This window comes from Streptomyces sp. CBMA152 (genome assembly GCF_014596475.1).
Lineage (GTDB): Bacteria > Actinomycetota > Actinomycetes > Streptomycetales > Streptomycetaceae > Streptomyces.
The window spans coordinates 389,297-403,449 of sequence record NZ_MECJ01000011.1 but is presented as its reverse complement, the minus strand read 5'-3'; the positions used below and the strand labels follow the sequence as shown (position 1 = coordinate 403,449).

The following is a 14,153-nucleotide window of genomic DNA, read 5'->3' as shown; positions in this document are numbered from 1 at the left end:
AGCGGGCACGGGTCCGCGCCTGATCTGCTGTTCAGTGTCCGGCCGGAGGACCCTCCTGGGGGCCGAGCTTCGGCTCGAACGCGGCGACGTACCGGTCGAAGAAGACCTTCCATGCGTCGTCGGCCGAGGTCTCGCCGGTCAGTCTGGCGAGGCAGACCTGCCAGCCGGCCGCGTTACGTGCGGCGGCCGCCGGGTCCAGTTCGTCGGTGAACACCAGGCGGGTGCGGCCGCCCGGTTCGGGCGTCAGGACGAAGCGGAGGGTTTCCTCGCCCCAGGTGTAGGCGAGGAGTCGGGGCTCGTCGACTTCGAGGACGGTCCCGGTGAGGGTGGGCGCGCGGTCGCCCGCGAACGGGAAGCTGATCGCGGCGCCCGGCTTCCACGCGTCGGCGATGACATCGCACGGGAACCACGCCTTGAGCTCCTCGCGATCGGTGATCGCGCGCCAGACCGCCTCGGGCGGCTGGGCGAGGACCCGCTCGAACCGGAGGACCGGGCGGGCTCCGTCTGTGCTGAGAGTGCCTTCGGTGTTCGGGGTGATGGAGTCGTTCATGATGCTCCTTCTTCCAGATGGCGTTCGAGCCGGTCCAGACTCGCGCTCCACAGCTTTCGGTACGGGGCGAGCCAGGCGTCGAGCGCGGCCAGCGGTTCCGGGCGTATGCGGTACAGCCTCCGCTGGGCGTCGACCCTGACCTCCACGAGCCCGGCGTCGCGGAGGGTGCGCAGATGCTTGGAGACGGTCGGCTGTGCAAGCCCCAGCAGACCGACGAGCTCGCCGACCGGCCGCTCGCCGTCCTTGAGGAGGTCGAGGATGCGTCGGCGGTTGGGCTCGGCGAGCACTTCGATGACGTCGCTTGCGGGGGTGCGCATGCTGCAAATATAGCTGGCGAGCTATATGCTTGCAAATGCATACGAGGCCAGGTGACGCATCAGTGCAGAAGGACGGGCAGGGCCTCGACCCCGTAGACGATCGACAGCTTCCGGAACGGGATGTCGTGCGGCTCGATGGCGAGGCGCATGGCCGGGAAGCGACGTACGAGCGCGGGATAGGCGATGCGCAGCTCCATGCGTGCCAGCTCGGCGCCGATGCAGCGGTGGATGCCATGGCCGAAGGCCATATGGGAAGGGTGGGCGGAGGCGCGCCGCGCCGGGTCGAACCCCCTGCCGCCCGGCCCAAGGGAATGATCGCGGTTGGCGCCGCTGAGGGAGCACACCACGACATCCCCCTTCCTCATCGTCACTCCGCAGATGTCGATGTCGCGGCGGACGAACCGCGGGAACGCCACCTGCACCACCGACAGATAGCGAAGCAACTCCTCCACCAGCCGGTCGACTTCCGGCCCACGCACCTCGTCGCGGATCAGCCGGAGGTGTACGGGGTCGGCGAGCAGGGCGACGGTGCCGAGGGCCAGCATGCTCGCCGTCGTCTCCAGTCCGCCGGTCAGTACGCCGTCAGCCAGTCCGGCGAGTTCCCGGTCACTGATCTCGTCGCCGTGCTCGCGCACCAGCATGCCGAGCAGTCCGTCGCCCGGTGACTCGCGCTGCTCCCGCACGAGAGGCATCAGATGGGACAAGGATGCTGACGCCGCACGTAATACGTCGTCCGGTTCGCCGGACACATCGAAGTGCGCCACGCTCAGCCGCTGGAACTCGGGGCTGTTCGCGTGCGGCACTCCGAGCAGTTCGCAGATCGTCAGAGCGGGCACGGGCAGGGCGAAGGCCCGCACCAGATCAACGGGCCCGCTCTCCTGGGCCATCGCGTCGAGCCGACCGTCGACGATCTCCTGGATCCGTGGCGCGAGCCGTCCGAGCCTGCGCATGGTGAACTCCGGTGTCAGCAGCCGCCGAAGCCGCGTGTGGTCGGGCGGGTCGCTGAACCCCAGACCGCCGGGGTTCGTCCCCGCGTCGAGCCCGGCCCGTTCGACGAGCCGCGAGAAGTCATTGCTGAACGCGCCCGCCGTACCGAGAACCGCCTTCACCTCGCCATACCCGGTCACCAGCCAGGCGTTCACCCCGAACCACCGAGCCGCCCTGACCACCGGCGCGGCCTCCCGCTTCCGGTCCAGGTCCACGACGGGCTCCAGCCCGTCGCGCCGTAAGGCCATCGCCAACGAGTCGGGGAGCAGAGTGGTAGGGGAACCGCCGTCGCCCCTCCGGCTGCGGCGGACTTGCGCAAGACAGATACGGGCCAGCTGGGCGGTGACGAGGGAACGGAAGTTCCTCATAAACGGGACCTTATCGCTCGGGTGATGGGCGCCACCCAAGATCCTGGATGCTCAGCGGGGCAAATAGTGACGTCCTAAGAACGGACAACCCGATCGAGCCATCAGGGTCCGCGGCCTCGTGCGCCGCTCGGGAGTGTGACGCGGAAAATCGAGGGGAGAGGCCCGAGGCGCTGTGCTACGTTCGGTGAGTTCGTACGGTTTCGGATGAGTCGGATGAGAGTGACGGGAGGTGGGTTGATGACCGTGTTCATGGTCGCTGCGGCGAGCCGTACCCGGATCGGCCTTGCGTCCCGGGTGATGGTCTGACGCAGTCGTACCGCCTCGTTGGGAGCGTGAGCTCGCGAGGCCGTGCGCGTACACCCACCACACCAACCTCACATGAAACGGATCCTCATCCCGTCATGCGTACACACAAGAACTGGATCACGCGCGCCGAGACCGGTGCCGATGTCCCCGCCATCCGTGAGATCACTCTCGCCGCGTTCGAGAAGCCGTACGAAGCTGAACTCGTCGATGCGCTGCGGGGCGATGCCTCGTGGATCGACGGGCTGTCCGTCGTCAGCGTCGACGACGACGGCGAGGTCGTCGGGCATGCGCTGCTGACCCGTTGCCACATCGACGACACCCCGGCCCTGTGCCTCGCGCCCGTGTCCGTACGGCCCGAGTGTCAGAGGACCGGTGCCGGGTCGGCCGCGATCCGGGCCGCGTTGAAGGCGGCGGCGGACCTCGGTGAGTATTACGTGGTCGTCCTCGGGCACCCGGCGTACTACCCGCGCTTCGGCTTCACCCGGGCGTCCACGCATGGCATCGGTTTGACGGTGGACGTCCCCGACGAGGCCATGATGGCCATGACCCTCGACGAGGCACATCCGCTGCCGAGCGGCACCGTCCACTACCCGGCGCCGTTCGGGATCTAGGCGACGGTCAGTTGTCCTGAGCGGCGCGTCGGGAGTCGGGCAGCGGCTCGCCCGTTTCCAGCAGGCTCTTGAGGCTGGACAGGACGACCGGCCAGCCCTGGCTGCACATCGAGTACAGCGTGCCCTCCGGGTCGAAGTCGTGCGTGACGGTCAACTTGACCAGTTCCCCCTGGGGTTCGAGGTTGAAGGTGACCTGCGAACGGGCTTCGGCCGCGAGTTGGGCACGCTGTTCCTCGCTGATGCCGTTGGCCTTCGCCCACTGCGGGCTGAAGGTGTGCCAGGTGTACGACAGTCGGCGGTGCGGCTCGTACGCGAGGACGATCTGTTCGGGGTCGGCGGTCGTTGCGCCGGACTCGTCCCAGACCATGGGCGAGCCCTCGGTCCAGTCGGTGCGGAAGCTCACGCCCCAGTAGCGGTCGGTGAAGGCCGGGTCGGTGAGGGCCTGCCAGAGCCGCTCGGGGGTGGTGCGGATGTATGTCGCGTACACGAAGGTCTTGCTGTCCATGGGGGGCTGCTCCAATGCTCTCTTCAGATCCGCGAGGGCGTGCGCCCGCCCGCGGTCGAAACGGCTGATCCATCGCTCTGCGATGGCGTTGACGGGAGCGGCGTTCAGGTAGTGCAGCTTCTCGCGCCCCTGCCACACCGTGGTCACCAGCTCGGCGGCCTCCAGTACGGCGAGGTGCTTGCTCACCGACTGCCGGGCCATGTCCAGCCCGGCGCACAGCTCGCGCAGGGTCTGCCCGTTGCGCTCCCGAAGACGGTCGAGCAACCGTCGCCGACTGGGATCGGCCAGCGCCTTGAACACCGCGTCCATCGCTTACCACCCCCAGTAATGCAACCATATGGCTGCATTTCCACGATAGGCAGCCTCCAGGCTGCATGTCAATCGCATCCGTCGTGTCAGTGGCGGAAAGCCAGGCCGGGCTGAGGGCGCGCGCCGCGTTCTCAGCGCCCCTGGTGCATCAAGGCGCGGCGGTCCAGCGTCGCGACGGTGGTGTTGAGCAAGGCCACGGCCGCGAAGATGACGGCGAGCATGTGGTGGCCGATGGCGTACAGCGCGGCCGCGGCGGCACCGAACACCAGCGCCTTTACGGTCAGAACACCCGCCAGCGGAACGTGGATCCGCGCCTTCGGGGCGGCGAACAACCCCCATGCGACGGCCGCGACCCCAGGTGCGGTCACCGCGAGCAACAGACTCACAGCGGTGTTCTCGCCCGTCCGATACCCCCACCAGGCGAGCGCGGCCAGCGCGCACAGTTCCAGGAGGAACGCCGATCCCTCGTTGAGGACGTGCAGGGGTCTGGACAGCATCGCGCGGTCCTTCCGTACGGTGGCGAGCCACGTGAACAGAACGCGCCATTAGAGCAGAACGCGCCAGTCGAGGAGAACCGATTCGGTCGACCGGTTTTCGGCAGGGGCCCGTCGCCGCCCCCGCCCCCGTCGTCGCTCACCGCCCGCACGCCATGTCCCTCGCCGGAAGCCTCCCGTCCGCCAGGTAGTCGTCGACGCTCTTCTTCGCGCAGGGGCTGTGGTCGGAGAGGTACACGGTGTGGACGCGGACGGGTACGGTCACCAGGTGCGTGCCGCGCATCGCGCGGTGCATGCCAAGGCCCTCCTCGTACGGGGTATGGGTGTCGCCGGTGGCCTGGATCTGGAGCGCCGGGACGCTGTTGTCGATCTTCGTCGGCTTCTCGCGCGGCTTCTCCTTCCAGAACGCGCACGGAGTCGGGCCGTTGTGCATCGGGCCGAACACCGGCTGTGTGGGCCGGGCCCGTGCGATGGCTTTCCGATACCACTCGGGGTCGCGGGGCATGGCGACATCGCCGCACAGCACCGCGAGTGTGGCCGACAGATCGACGTCGGCGCCGGTGCCCTGCGGATGGAACATGAGGGTCAGCAGCTCACGAAGATCCGGGGTCGCGTCGACCGGTTTGCCGTCGGCCGCGTCCAGCAACTGCCGCAGTGCACCAGCATATTGAGCGTTTTCGGCTTCGTCGGAACCGAAGGCGAAGAGCGCGTACGGCAGCAGGTAGCCGTCCAGTTGGAACCCCGCGATCGGGATCGGCTTCGCCTCGGCCCGACGGACCAGCCCCTCGATGGCGGCCCGGACGGCCGCCGGGGTGGCGCCCAGGCGGTACTCGGCATCATTCCGCGCGGCCCAGCGGGCGAAGTCGTCGATCGCCCGCTCGTTCGCCGGGCCCATGTCCTGCAGCATCCGCATCCCGTACTTGACCGGGTCGAGCGAGCTGTCGAGGACCAGCCGGTCGACCCGGCCCGGGAACATCTGCGCATACGTGGCACCCAGGAAGGTCCCGTACGACTGCCCGAAGAACGAGGTCTTCCGCTCGCCCAGCACACTGCGCACGAGGTCCATGTCACGGGCGGTATCGCGGGTGGTGAAGTAGGGCAGTACGTCGGGGTATTTGCTCCAGCAGGCGATGGCGTCGTTCCTCGCCAGCCGCCAGCTCTCGTCGAAGCCCGCCCGGGTCTTGCCCGCCGACCGCAGCCAACTCGCCCGAGTCAGCCCGCAGTTCAGCGCGCTGCTCTCGCCGACCCCACGGGCGTCCATCCCGATGACGTCGTACGCAGCCGCCACCTTGGGCGACATCTTCTGCCGCAGGTCGGACGGCATGGTCAGGCCGCGCGCGCCGGGGCCGCCGGGGTTGGTCTGGAGGATGCCCCGCCGCTTCGCCGGGCTGGTGGCCTTGATGCGGGAGATCGCCAGATCGAGGGTGCGGCCCTGGGGTCGGGCGTAATCCAGCGGCACCTTGAGCGTCGCGCACTCGGCGCCGCTCTCGGTGAGCTGCGCATCCTTGCAGGCGGTCCACTTCAGCGGTTGGTGACGGAACCGGTCGAGGTCGTCGGGCGCGGCGGCCTTCGCGGTGGCGCCCGGTACTAATCCGGTGGTGACGGCGGCGAGGGCCAGGGTGAGAACGGCGGCCGCCTTACGGTGTCCCATGTCCTCATGCTAGGGACGGCCCGGCCCTCACCCCAGGAGGCAGACCCCCGGGTCCGGCGGTGGATGACTGGAGGCCTTCCGGGGGGTTTCTGCCCGGTGGGCCACCGGGTACCTATGGTTACAGTGAGTAGCTGCTCGCGTGCGAGTCAGAGCAGGTTCTGGCTGCCACTGCCGTACGGGCCGTACAGATCCAGGAGTCGGATGCGGGCCGCGTGGAGGCGGTGGGCGAGTACGCGGCCCACCCACGATCCGATCGCGGCGGCGAACGCGGGGTCGTCGTCCATCATCGTCCGCACGGTCGCCGCGTCGAACTCGTGCGTACGGACCGGCGTCATCGCCTCGGCGCCCAGCTGCCACACGAAGGGGCGGAACATCCAGGACCAGCCCACCAGTTCACCGGAGCCCAGCTGCTCGATCACGGCCGGGCGTCTGCCGGGGATGTGCATGTCGAGCGTGATGGTGCCGGAGCGGACGATCCAGAACCGGTCGGCGTGGCCGCCTTCGTTGAAGATCCGCGTCCCGGCGGGGTGATTCACCTCGCGGGCGATGTCCATCAGGCGCTCGCGGTATTCGGTCGGCAGCGCGGTGGTGATCGAGGGAAGCGCAGGGGTGCTCATGGACGGCCTCCTTGTTCGAGTCCCCTTTCAGTGTCGCCCAGGGGGCGCTCGTGTGCGGGTGCGGCGGATGAGGGGCGCGTGGCCTGGGCGCGTTCACGGGCCGAACGTGGTTGGACGTACACCGTCAAGTCGACCGAATCCCGAGGCACCGCGCATGGTCGCAGGCTCTACCGTGCCTTCGTTGGCCAAATCCCTTCGAAGGGAGATTGACCCATGAGGAAGCGAAGGCGGCTGAGGCGGCCGGGATCTCTACGGTTGGCGGCCACCTGTAGCGCGGTCCTGTTGTTCGGGACGTCCGCCGGCCTCGCGTCGGCCGACCCGGCCGGTGGTACCCCCGGCGCACAGCGCAACCCCGCCGCACAGCGCACGGTGCAGTCGTTCGACTTCGACACCGGCAACGCCGCGTTCGAAGTGGTCTACCCGGCGCTCCAGCAGCAGGAGCGGACGGCGATCTCGCGGGACGGCTCCGACATCACGCTCATCGTCGACTACGGCATGCTCCTTGAGATCTCCTGGTTCGACTCCATCGCGCCGTACCACGACACAGCGGTGGGCATCTACTCGAACCTGGGCCGCCGCCCGGCGGCCGAGCGCACCACCCGGAACCGGAACATCGCGGTTCTCTACGCGTCCTACCGTGTCTTCACCGCCCGTATCCCGCAGGCCACGGCGGCCTGGCGGTCGATGATGACCTCGGTCGGCCTGGACCCCGACGACCACCAGGAGAACACCCGGACCGCGATCGGCCTCGGCAATCTCGCGGCCCGGCACGTCATGGAGACCCGGTATCACGACGGTATGAACCGGCTGGGCGACGAGGGCGGTAGTCAGCAGGCGCCGTACGCGGACTACACCGGATACGAGCCGGTCAACACCGCGTATGAGTTGCGCGACCCCTCGCGCTGGCAGCCGGCCCTCGTTCCCCGGGGCGACGGTACCTTCGAGGTGCAGAAGTTCGCGACCCCGCAGATGCGTCTGGTCACACCGTTCACGTATGACGAACCGGGCCGGTTCCATGTGCCACCGCCGGTCGACAGCAACTACCACAACCGGCGGGCGTACAAGCAGCAGGTCGACGAAGTCCTCGCCTCCTCCGCTGGATTGACGGATCGTCAGAAGATGGCCGCCGAGATGTTCGGCGACAAGTTCGTCGCGCTCGCGGAAGTCCCCGGGACGGCCGCGATCAAGGCCGGGCATCTGGACGTCCAGGGGTTCGTGCAGTTCATCGCGACCATCGAGATCGCGTTGTTCGACACCACGATCGTCGTGTGGAACGAGAAGACGCGCTACGACTCGGTACGGCCGTTCAGCGCGATCCGGTATCTGTACGGCGACACGCCGGTGACCGCCTGGGGCGGCCCCGGCAAGGGGACCGTGGACGACATCACGGGCAACCAGTGGCAGAGCTATCTGCCGGTCACCAACCACCCCGAGTACCCGTCCGGCTCGACCGCTGCCTGCTATGCGTACGCGCAGGCGGCGCGGCTCTTCCTCGGCAGCGACACCATCGGCATCTCCCTGCCGCGCAAGGCCGGTTCGTCGCACATCGAACCGGGTGTCACACCGGCGAAGGACCTCACGCTGACGTATGACACCTGGACCGACTACGCCGCGGCCTGCGGTCAGTCGAGGGTGTGGGCCGGGGTGCACTTCCCGTCCGCCGTCAAGGCGTCGTCGAGGCTGGGCCCGCAGTTCGGCACGCGCGCCTACGAGTTCGTCCAGCGCCACATCGATCCGCGCCGCACGAAGTAGCCCCCCGGCCGGCACCGCCGCCGTGGTGTGCGCGGCGGTGCCGGCCGGTGGTCGTGGGGTGGGTCAGAGAATGCCGATGCCGTTGCCGCAGACGTTGATGGGGATGTCGATCGGGACCTGGACGAGGTTGCCGGACAGGAAGCCGGGGGAGTCGGAGACGCGTCCGAAGGCTTCGGCGCCGCCGCCCTCGTTGCGGCACGTCCGGCCCGACTCGTTGAAGCGGTCGAATCGGTCGTAGCGCTCGTAGCGGTTGCGGTCGCCGTAGCTGTGGTGGTCGCGGCGGTCCCGGTCACCGTAGCTGTGGTGGTCCCGGTCCCGGTCACCGTAGCTGTGGTGGTTGCGCTCGTCGCCGTAGCCGTGGTTGCCGTGGCCGTCGGCCATGGCGGGAGCGGCGAAGCCGACGGACAGGGTGGCGCCGATGAGGGCGCAGACTAGGTACTTCTTCGGGTTTGTCATATAAACAGGAAAGAGGAGGAGTGGTGTCGTAGTGGGTAGCGACACCACAGATACACCCGTTTGTCCGAGTGTTGATACAAGCCACTCCCGGTGCGGCCGGGCCGTTCTTGCCCCAACCCGATGAGTCCATGACACTTGTGTCATCTAGAGCGGGTCCGGCGGTGGGTCCGACGTGTGGCCAGGGGGTGGCATGAGCGGCGTTACCAAAGTCGCGGTGGTGACGAGCGATGCCGGGCTTGAGTACGACGTCGATCTGCCTCTGATCGTGGACGCCCTCCGCGCCGACGGTATGGACGCACAGGCGGTGACATGGGACGCGGATCAGGGGAACTGGGAGCGGTTCGACCTGGCGGTCATCCGCTCCACCTGGGACTACGCGGAACGACACGACGAGTATCTGACCTGGGTGGACACGGCGGCCCGGGCCACCCGGCTGTGGAATCCGGCGCCGGTGGTGCACTGGAACAGCGACAAGCGGTATCTGCTGAAGCTCGGTGAGCGCGGGGTGCCCATAGTGCCCACGCGGATTCTCGCCCCGGGCGAGGCGATCGGCGAGGAAGCCTTCGACCAGGCCGATGGTGTGGTGGTCAAACCGGCGGTGTCCGCCGGAGCACGTGACACCGCGCGCTATCTGCCCGGCCGCCATGCGGATGCGCTGGGGCACGCGCGGATGCTCCTGGAGCAGGGTCGTACGGTGATGGTCCAGCCGTATCTGCCGCTGGTGGAGGAGGGGGAGCGGGCGCTGGTCTTCGTCGCGGGCGACTTCAGTCACGCGATCCGCAAGGGGCCGGTGCTGACCGAGGCCGGGGTGATCGACAACGAGCGGGTCGCGCATCCGGGTGTCACCCCGTACGTGCCCACGGACGCGGAGCTTCGCGCCGCGCGGGCGGCACTGGCGGCGGTTCCCCCGCCGGGCGATCTGCTCTTCGCCCGGGTGGACCTGGCGCTGGGCGAGAACCGGCAGCCGGTGGTGATGGAGCTGGAACTCGTCGAGCCGAATCTGTTCCTTGATACGGACCCGCGAGGGCTGGAGCGTTTCGTCGAGGCCGTGGCCGCCGAGAGCCGCAGAACTCGGGCATAGCCACCGGCCACTGGGAAATTGGGGGCGGCGTGCCCGGTGGTGAGCACTTACTGGCCGAATCGGCGACGGAGGAGGTCGCACGGAGACTTTCGGGACAGGGCTGGATGTTCGTGAACGGTGACCGGTTCGCGCTGGCGAAAGCCTTCTCGCGATTTCGGACCGACTCCCACGACACCTGGGAGGCATTGCCCGCCGACCCCTACGCACCACCGGACACCGGCCGCTATCGGCGCTACGGCCGTCTGCTCTGGCAGGGAAATGCGCGCGCGGGCCGGTTCCGGGGTCGATTGCTGCGCGTGCCGCATCTCCCGTATCACCAGAAGGCGGAGTTCAACGCCCTCGCGGGTGGTATCGACCGTACGTTTGCGCCGCTGCCGGATCACATCAGCGGTAGCGCTCTGGTGCGGCGGCTGCTGCGTTTCGATCTGGCCGCTGCCGGGGCGGGGCAGGGGCTCTGGGAGGTGGACATGCATATGGTGCGGATAGCGCCGGGGCCCGGCGGCCTTGGGCGGCCCGCTCCGGAGGGGGTGCACCGGGACGGTCTCGACGCCATCGCCATTCACCTGATCGAGGCCAGTGGGGTCGAAGGAGGCGTGAGTAGCGTATTCGACGACGAGGGGCGGGAATTGGGGCGCGTACGCCTGACGCGGCCGCTGGACTCCCTCTTGGTGGACGACCGTCGGCTGAGGCACTTCACCACGCCCGTACGACGTCGGCACACCGTCGTGACAGCGGGTCCGTCGCGAGGCTGGCGTGACGTACTCCTCGTCGGTATGCGGCGCTCGACGAGTGTGGACGGGCCGACCACCGGCACTCGGCGCAACGGTTGATCCACCCGGGTCCCTCTGGCGCCAACTCGCCCTCGCCCGGCGGAACACGGGCGGTGCCCTGGTGCGGAGCTGCTAGCCTCTGCGTTCTCCAGGGCACCCCTCGCCGAGATCTCGGCCCCCGCATGCCCGGACTCCCTTCCTGCCACCCGCAGCCCGGACGGAACGCGCTTGTGCATGAGAATCCCCCGACGTCGGCCAGTGAGCACGCGGCGGCAGAACGAGCCTTCCGCCGTTTGGGGTCCGTATACGAAACGTATGGCGCCCAGGACCGGCAGACGCTGATCGACTGTCTCAACCAGGGCCTTGAGCTGGCCCATGAACGCCGGCTCGGGCTGGGATGGCTGGTGGACGCGGCGTACGGATTCACGGCGGACCACGTCTGGGAGGGGACACTGCGCCCCCGTGTGCCGGGGGTGGGCGGGGACCCCGATGTTCCGCTGACCACTGCCGGGCAGGCGTTTGCCCTGGCGTTGGTGGCCGTGGTGGAGCGCCAGCACATGCATCGCCGGGTGACGGAGAGAGCCCTCGAACGGTGTCTGGACGCGGATCTGCTGAGCGGCGAGGCGTATGACCTGGTGTCCTACTTCCATGCCGAGTGTGCCCGTGACCTGGGACGATTCACCGAGTCGGAGGCCGAACTTCGGGCGCTGGCAGACGGTGGACGCCGAATCTCCGACACCGCCATGAAGGGCCTGCTCCATCTGCGGCGAAGAGCCGGGCAGTTCCGCGCCCTGCACGCTGATCTGGAAGCACTGCCTCCGGCGCCGGTCTGGTCGCGGCTCGCCGGGGACCTGTGGTGGACGCAGGCGTGCTTCGATCGGGCCGATGAGTGCTATCTGACCGCTCGCGATCTGGCCTGGTCCCGGGGAGCGGTGGGTGAATCCGCGCTCTCGGAAGCCTGTCGTGCCTTCGCGTCCGGGTTCGGGAGTCCCGCGTATGCCGCGCGTACGGTGGAGTCGGCGCGGGAACTGCTCACCGCTGTGGACATCACCTGGGCCGAGATTCAGGTGATCCTGGCCGCACTTCTCGCGGATGCGGGGAAGGCGGACGCGGACGGTGAATTCCATGCCCGTTGTGACGAGGTGGTCGCCAAGTCCCGTTCTGCCGGGCTGAGTTCCAGCGCCGCTTACGCCGAATTCACTCGGGCCTTTCATGCTGCCGTGCGGCGCGACCCCTCGGTGATGAGCGTCGCTAGTGACAACCTCGCCGCGCAGGTGGATTCCGGGCAGTTCACCTATCTGCTGGAAATCATCGATTTCTGGCTCGCCGAGCGGGAGCCGCACCGGCAGACCGTGTCGGTGTCCGACTGGATCGACTCGGCGCAGGGCACGGCGGCGCGCTGGCGCGAGGTCGTCGAGCAACGCCGGGTGCACCTCGCCCACCCCTGATCACCCACCTGACCACACCCACCACAAGGAGTGCCGCTCACCATGGCCCGCTACACCACGCTTGAGTCCGACGATGTCCAGCGTCTGTGTGAGGGCTATGAGTTGACAGTTCATCAGGTATCACCGCTCAACGGCGGAATGGCCAACTCCAGCTACCTGGTGTCCTGCTTCGAAGGCCCACACGTACTGACCGTCCTCGACAACCACACCGCCGAATCCGCGTACTCCCTGGTTCGTCTGCTGCATCACCTCAGCGGCGAGGGAGTATCAACTCCCGCCCCACTGACCATGTCTGACGGTACGTCTGTCGCGAGTCACCAGGACCGTCCCGTAATCGTCAAGCCTTTCGTGTCGGGCCGGTGTCACGACGTACTGCCGATCGATCTGCTTCCTGCGGCAGGCGCGGCGCTGGCCGCCGTTCATGTGCTGCCCGTCGACGGCGTCCCCGATGTGCCGCTGTACGGACGTCGGCTGCCCGCCGATGCCCGTCGGCGTTGCGAGACCTTCCCGGACCGGGAGTTCGCGGCCTGGCTGACGGCAGTGCGGCGCAGCGTCGACCGCATCACCGCGCGGGACGTGAAGCCCGTCCTGGTGCACGGTGACCTCTTCGCGGACAACATCGTGGTCGGCGAGGACGGTGAACTGGTCATCCTGGATTGGGAGACGGCCTCGTTCGACGACCCGCTCATCGACCTGGGCATGGCCATCGTCGGGCTGTGCCGTGTCGGCGCGGAGTTCCACGCGGAGCGTGCCCGGCGACTCGTGGAGGGGTACACGGAAGCCGCCGCGGACGCGGAGATCGACCCCGCCGAGCTGCTCGACGCGGCGGTCTACGCCTCCGTGGTGATCGCCTACCACCGTTACGTACGACACCACCTCACGCACCCCGACCCGGCCAACCACCACCTCTACCGGGAGATCCCGCCGTTCATCGACCAGATGCGACGCGAGTGGGCCGAGGTCATGACACCCTCCGTCGTGTCCGGCTAGTCGCGCTCGCGCAGCGTCCGGGTGCCCTCCGCCACCGAGTCCACGAACGTGATCATCTCCATGTGGTAGCCGCTCTTGCGCGGGTCGGGGAAGCGGATGTGGTGGCGGCGGTAGCGGTGGAACGCGATGATCAGCGCGGCGTGGGTGATCTCCATGGGCAGGTCGGCCCGGTCGGCGTCCGACAACGGGGCGACCTGCTCGTAACCGCTGACCAGCGCGCGCAGCCGAGCCGGTGCGAGCAGACCCGCCTCCCGTCCCACACCCACCGCCGCCGCACCCAGATCGAGGAGGGGGTCGTCGAGGGTGAGTGTCTCCCAGTCGAGCAGGGAGAGGCCGCCGTCGGTGCGTATCACGATGTTGTCGTCGAAGAAGTCGCCGTGCACGATCCTGGGCGTACGCTGGTTGGCCGCCTCGGCGGTGTGGACGCGATCGAGGTGGTCGGTGAGCCAGGCGGCGAATTCCTTGTCCGTGAACTCCCGGATGAGTAACTCGTGTTGAGGGGTCAGCCGACGTGTGCCGACCGGGAGGTCGGCGAGGCCGGGTGAGGTGGGTGGGAGTGCGTGGAGTTCGGCGAGCATACGGCCCGCCGCAGGGAGGTGGGTCAGGGGCAGGGGTTGCCGAACGATTCCTTCGATCCACTTCTTCAGGACCGCCCCACGGCCGCGCAGCCGGGTGATCGGTGCGCCGTCGACGGTCGGGACGACCTCGTTGGTCGGCACACCCAGCCGGAAGAGCGCCTGAGTGTGCGCGGAGAGTCGGCGTGCGCTGGCGGTGTCGTGGTTGTCGAGGATCGTCAGGACGTAGGTGCCGGTCGCCGCCGTGACACGGAAACTGGAGTTGGCGGCGCCGCCGGGCAGGGGGGCGAGCCGGATCGGGCCGAGGCCGTAGTGGTAGGCGACGGCGGACAGATCGATGTCGTCGAGCGTGGTGTAGGTCGCCAT

General features: G+C 68.4%; 15 protein-coding genes. 6 read left to right on the top strand and 9 right to left on the bottom strand.

Annotation, left to right across the window (positions count from 1 at the left end; genetic code table 11):
* Window positions 1–31: 31 nt before the first annotated feature.
* From BG418_RS11665 to BG418_RS11655, 3 genes are read right to left on the bottom strand one after another with little or no spacing between them, the layout of a single operon-like run.
* Window positions 32–550, bottom strand: a complete 519-nt coding sequence (locus BG418_RS11665) for an SRPBCC domain-containing protein (RefSeq protein WP_188273683.1) — start codon at window positions 548–550, stop codon at window positions 32–34.
* Window positions 547–867 (bottom strand): helix-turn-helix transcriptional regulator, encoded by a 321-nt coding sequence (locus tag BG418_RS11660; RefSeq protein ID WP_188273682.1) that lies wholly within the window; start codon window positions 865–867, stop codon window positions 547–549. The genes BG418_RS11665 and BG418_RS11660 overlap by 4 nt, the downstream gene beginning before the upstream one ends.
* A gap of 59 nt (window positions 868–926) precedes the next feature.
* Window positions 927–2,222, bottom strand: coding sequence for a cytochrome P450 (locus BG418_RS11655; protein ID WP_188273681.1), 1,296 nt, complete (start codon window positions 2,220–2,222; stop codon window positions 927–929).
* A gap of 401 nt (window positions 2,223–2,623) precedes the next feature.
* On the opposite strand from BG418_RS11655, the gene BG418_RS11650 reads away from it, so the two are divergent.
* A complete protein-coding gene (locus tag BG418_RS11650; RefSeq protein ID WP_188273680.1) occupies window positions 2,624–3,139 on the top strand; it encodes a GNAT family N-acetyltransferase in 516 nt (171 codons plus the stop codon).
* A 7-nt stretch (window positions 3,140–3,146) separates the two neighbouring features.
* Here the strand turns inward: BG418_RS11650 and BG418_RS11645 are convergent, their stop codons facing one another.
* From BG418_RS11645 to BG418_RS11630, 4 genes are all read right to left on the bottom strand, one after another.
* Window positions 3,147–3,953, bottom strand: coding sequence for a metalloregulator ArsR/SmtB family transcription factor (locus BG418_RS11645; protein ID WP_188273679.1), 807 nt, complete (start codon window positions 3,951–3,953; stop codon window positions 3,147–3,149).
* Between the two features lie 131 nt (window positions 3,954–4,084).
* Complete coding sequence (locus BG418_RS11640) at window positions 4,085–4,450, bottom strand: YrdB family protein (protein ID WP_188273678.1); 366 nt, start codon at window positions 4,448–4,450, stop codon at window positions 4,085–4,087.
* A 136-nt stretch (window positions 4,451–4,586) separates the two neighbouring features.
* The gene (locus BG418_RS11635; RefSeq protein ID WP_188273677.1) at window positions 4,587–6,098 is read right to left on the bottom strand and encodes an alpha/beta hydrolase; all 1,512 of its coding nucleotides are present in this window, start codon (window positions 6,096–6,098) and stop codon (window positions 4,587–4,589) included.
* A 146-nt stretch (window positions 6,099–6,244) separates the two neighbouring features.
* Window positions 6,245–6,715, bottom strand: a complete 471-nt coding sequence (locus tag BG418_RS11630; RefSeq protein ID WP_188273676.1) for a Crp/Fnr family transcriptional regulator — start codon at window positions 6,713–6,715, stop codon at window positions 6,245–6,247.
* Between the two features lie 282 nt (window positions 6,716–6,997).
* On the opposite strand from BG418_RS11630, the gene BG418_RS11625 reads away from it, so the two are divergent.
* A complete protein-coding gene (locus BG418_RS11625) occupies window positions 6,998–8,467 on the top strand; it encodes a vanadium-dependent haloperoxidase (RefSeq protein ID WP_223184649.1) in 1,470 nt (489 codons plus the stop codon).
* Between the two features lie 63 nt (window positions 8,468–8,530).
* Here BG418_RS11625 and BG418_RS39785 read toward each other — a convergent pair whose 3' ends face one another.
* Window positions 8,531–8,923, bottom strand: a complete 393-nt coding sequence (locus BG418_RS39785) for a chaplin (RefSeq protein WP_223184648.1) — start codon at window positions 8,921–8,923, stop codon at window positions 8,531–8,533.
* Between the two features lie 190 nt (window positions 8,924–9,113).
* Between BG418_RS39785 and BG418_RS11615 the strand changes: the two genes are divergently transcribed.
* The 4 genes from BG418_RS11615 (at window position 9,114) to BG418_RS11600 (ending at window position 13,212) form a co-directional block, all read left to right on the top strand.
* Window positions 9,114–10,004, top strand: a complete 891-nt coding sequence (locus tag BG418_RS11615; protein WP_188273674.1) for a RimK family alpha-L-glutamate ligase — start codon at window positions 9,114–9,116, stop codon at window positions 10,002–10,004.
* A gap of 29 nt (window positions 10,005–10,033) precedes the next feature.
* A complete protein-coding gene (locus BG418_RS11610; protein ID WP_188273673.1) occupies window positions 10,034–10,834 on the top strand; it encodes a 2OG-Fe dioxygenase family protein in 801 nt (266 codons plus the stop codon).
* A 233-nt stretch (window positions 10,835–11,067) separates the two neighbouring features.
* On the top strand, window positions 11,068–12,222 hold the full coding sequence (locus BG418_RS11605; RefSeq protein WP_188273672.1) for a hypothetical protein: 1,155 nt from the start codon (window positions 11,068–11,070) through the stop codon (window positions 12,220–12,222).
* A 42-nt stretch (window positions 12,223–12,264) separates the two neighbouring features.
* On the top strand, window positions 12,265–13,212 hold the full coding sequence (locus BG418_RS11600) for a phosphotransferase (protein WP_188273671.1): 948 nt from the start codon (window positions 12,265–12,267) through the stop codon (window positions 13,210–13,212).
* Here the strand turns inward: BG418_RS11600 and BG418_RS11595 are convergent.
* A complete protein-coding gene (locus BG418_RS11595) occupies window positions 13,209–14,153 on the bottom strand; it encodes a phosphotransferase enzyme family protein (RefSeq protein ID WP_188273670.1) in 945 nt (314 codons plus the stop codon). The genes BG418_RS11600 and BG418_RS11595 overlap by 4 nt on opposite strands.

Bases quoted from the DNA above. Each gene is read 5' to 3' on its own strand.
- BG418_RS11640 (WP_188273678.1), bottom strand. From the start codon at position 4,450: ATGCTGTCCAGACCCCTGCACGTCCTCAACGAGGGATCGGCGTTCCTC.
- BG418_RS11660 (WP_188273682.1), bottom strand. From the start codon at position 867: ATGCGCACCCCCGCAAGCGACGTCATCGAAGTGCTCGCCGAGCCCAAC.
- BG418_RS11665 (WP_188273683.1), bottom strand. From the start codon at position 550: ATGAACGACTCCATCACCCCGAACACCGAAGGCACTCTCAGCACAGAC.
- BG418_RS39785 (WP_223184648.1), bottom strand. From the start codon at position 8,923: ATGACAAACCCGAAGAAGTACCTAGTCTGCGCCCTCATCGGCGCCACC.
- BG418_RS11630 (WP_188273676.1), bottom strand. From the start codon at position 6,715: ATGAGCACCCCTGCGCTTCCCTCGATCACCACCGCGCTGCCGACCGAA.
- BG418_RS11650 (WP_188273680.1), top strand. From the start codon at position 2,624: ATGCGTACACACAAGAACTGGATCACGCGCGCCGAGACCGGTGCCGAT.
- BG418_RS11595 (WP_188273670.1), bottom strand. From the start codon at position 14,153: ATGGCGACCTACACCACGCTCGACGACATCGATCTGTCCGCCGTCGCC.
- BG418_RS11655 (WP_188273681.1), bottom strand. From the start codon at position 2,222: ATGAGGAACTTCCGTTCCCTCGTCACCGCCCAGCTGGCCCGTATCTGT.
- BG418_RS11615 (WP_188273674.1), top strand. From the start codon at position 9,114: ATGAGCGGCGTTACCAAAGTCGCGGTGGTGACGAGCGATGCCGGGCTT.
- BG418_RS11600 (WP_188273671.1), top strand. From the start codon at position 12,265: ATGGCCCGCTACACCACGCTTGAGTCCGACGATGTCCAGCGTCTGTGT.
- BG418_RS11635 (WP_188273677.1), bottom strand. From the start codon at position 6,098: ATGGGACACCGTAAGGCGGCCGCCGTTCTCACCCTGGCCCTCGCCGCC.
- BG418_RS11645 (WP_188273679.1), bottom strand. From the start codon at position 3,953: ATGGACGCGGTGTTCAAGGCGCTGGCCGATCCCAGTCGGCGACGGTTG.